This is a genomic window from Streptomyces chiangmaiensis, assembly GCF_036281785.1.
Taxonomy (GTDB): domain Bacteria; phylum Actinomycetota; class Actinomycetes; order Streptomycetales; family Streptomycetaceae; genus Streptomyces; species Streptomyces chiangmaiensis.
This window is the reverse complement of the sequence record NZ_JAYWVC010000507.1, coordinates 1-1,914: the sequence shown is the minus strand read 5'-3', so window position 1 is coordinate 1,914 and position 1,914 is coordinate 1. Positions and strand designations below refer to the sequence as shown.

2 protein-coding genes and 1 pseudogene are annotated in these 1,914 nt (G+C 67.4%); 2 read left to right on the top strand and 1 reads right to left on the bottom strand.

Annotated elements, in window-relative coordinates; all coding sequences use genetic code 11:
- A pseudogene (locus VXC91_RS45010) lies at nt 1–467 on the bottom strand (helix-turn-helix domain-containing protein); the annotation flags it as partial.
- 82 nt (nt 468–549) lie between these two features.
- Here VXC91_RS45010 and VXC91_RS45005 point away from each other — a divergent pair.
- Complete coding sequence (locus tag VXC91_RS45005; RefSeq protein ID WP_329513114.1) at nt 550–1,353, top strand: 5-methylcytosine restriction system specificity protein McrC; 804 nt, start codon at nt 550–552, stop codon at nt 1,351–1,353.
- A gap of 111 nt (nt 1,354–1,464) precedes the next feature.
- Nucleotides 1,465–1,914 (top strand): recombinase family protein (locus VXC91_RS45000; protein ID WP_329513112.1); only part of this gene is annotated, 450 nt, incomplete at its 3' end.

The window sequence follows — 1,914 nt, the reverse complement described above, 5'->3', positions numbered from 1 at the left end:
GCCTCCTTCAGGATCTCCCATACCGTGGAAGCGGCCACCTTGATCCCGAGCACAAGCAGTTCGCCATGCACCCTTCTGTAGCCCCACGTGGGATTCTCCCGAGCCAGGCGCAGCGCCAGGACGCGGATGGAGTGCACGGTGCGTGGCCGACCCGAGCGCTTCGGCCTGGACTGGGCGGCGTGCCGACGGGCGAACAGGTCGCGGTGCCATCGCAGCACCGTATCGGGGCGCACCAGCAACCGCAGTCGACGCAGTGCATCGCGCGGGAGCCGGTGCAGCAACGCCGCCAAGAACGCCCGATCGCTCGGCCGGAACCGCGGCCTGTCCCCTCCCAGTTGCCGCTCCAGCACCGTGATCTGATGACGCAGCGCCAGGATTTCGACGTCCTTGTCGCGGTCGCTCATCGGTAGCAAGCGCAGCATGGCGAACGCGTTCGTCATACCCAGGTAGGCCAGTCGCAACAGCACGGTCGATCATGTTCCCGCAGGACCCAACACTCGCGCCAGGGCCGCGCCCCAAGCACCCGGGGTCGGGGCCCGCGAAACCCACATACCGCCTCTCACCTGTGCGGATGAGGTTTTCGGCAAGGGCAACGTCAGTGTCGAAGCGACGCTCCCCGTCGTACGCGGCCGTATCCGCCACGCCGATCAGTTGCGTCGGCACTTCGGCAGGGCCTTCCCCGTGGAAGCCAGCTACGAGGAATTCACCGAGGACATCCCGGAGAATCGCATCCTCCTCACGGCGGCCCGGCGGCTCTTGGCCCTCCCCGGGGTACCGACAGCCTGCCGTTCCGAGCTCAGACGGGTGATCGCCGCACTCCCCGATGTCGGAGACGTGCCATCCACGCGGGCTCTGCCCGACTGGACAGCCGACCCTCACAACGCCCGCCTGCAGACCGCGATCCGTCTCGGCGAGCTCGTCCTGCGAGGAGCTTCGTACGAACTCGACGGCGGCGGAACCGTCCCCGTGGACGGTCTGCTCATCAACATGGAGAAGGTCTTCGAGGACTTCGTCGCCGTATCGCTCCGTGACCAGCACACCCGCACGTGGGAAGCGTGCCGGCAGGGCTCGCTCCTTGAATTCCGGTCGGGGGAGTACGACAAATCTGCCGTGCGACATCTCTATAGGGGTTGTGTCAGCACCAACGAGTTCTCTGGCCCCGGCGCCCAACAGCGCATGCCCCAGCCCCCATCCGAGCAACACCCGGGCCCGGACAATCCCCGGGAGATCCACGTGGCCCTTCCCGAGGAGCCACCCGACGTGACCGAGTCCGTCGCCGTCGCCCTCCTGTACCTCCTCCGCGCCCTGATGGCCGCTCCGAGCCGGCCGTACCCCGAGGCCGGAGACAGCTAGAAGGGGCGGGCGGCCGCTGGCTCTTCTCGCCCTTTCGAGGTACCACAGATCGCCACCCAACACCCGCAACGCGCTCCACGTCATACCCACGCACTGGGGGTCTCACCGCACGTGATCCGTTTCGCCTTCGCCGGACGCTGCTCCACCGAGGATCTGCAAGACCCCGAAGCCTCAAGAAACTGGCAGCTCACCCGCGCCCAAGCCCTGATCGAACCCGCCGGGGGCCAGATCGTCACCGAGTACTTCGACATCGGTCACAGCCGCTCCCTGCCCTGGCAGCGCCGCCCACGCGCCAACGACCTCCTCCAAGCCCTCCGCAACCCCAACCGCGGGTTCGACGCGGTCGTCATCGGGGAGCCGCAACGCACCTTCTACGGCAACCAGTTCGGCAACACCTTCCCCGTCTTCGTCCACTTCCGCATCCCGCTGTGGGTCCCGGAAGTCGGCGGCCCGATCGACCCCGACAACGAGGCCCACGACCTGGTCATGTCCGTCTTCGGCGGCATGAGCAAGGGAGAACGCAACCGCATCAAGATCCGGGTGCGGACCGCCATGAGCTCC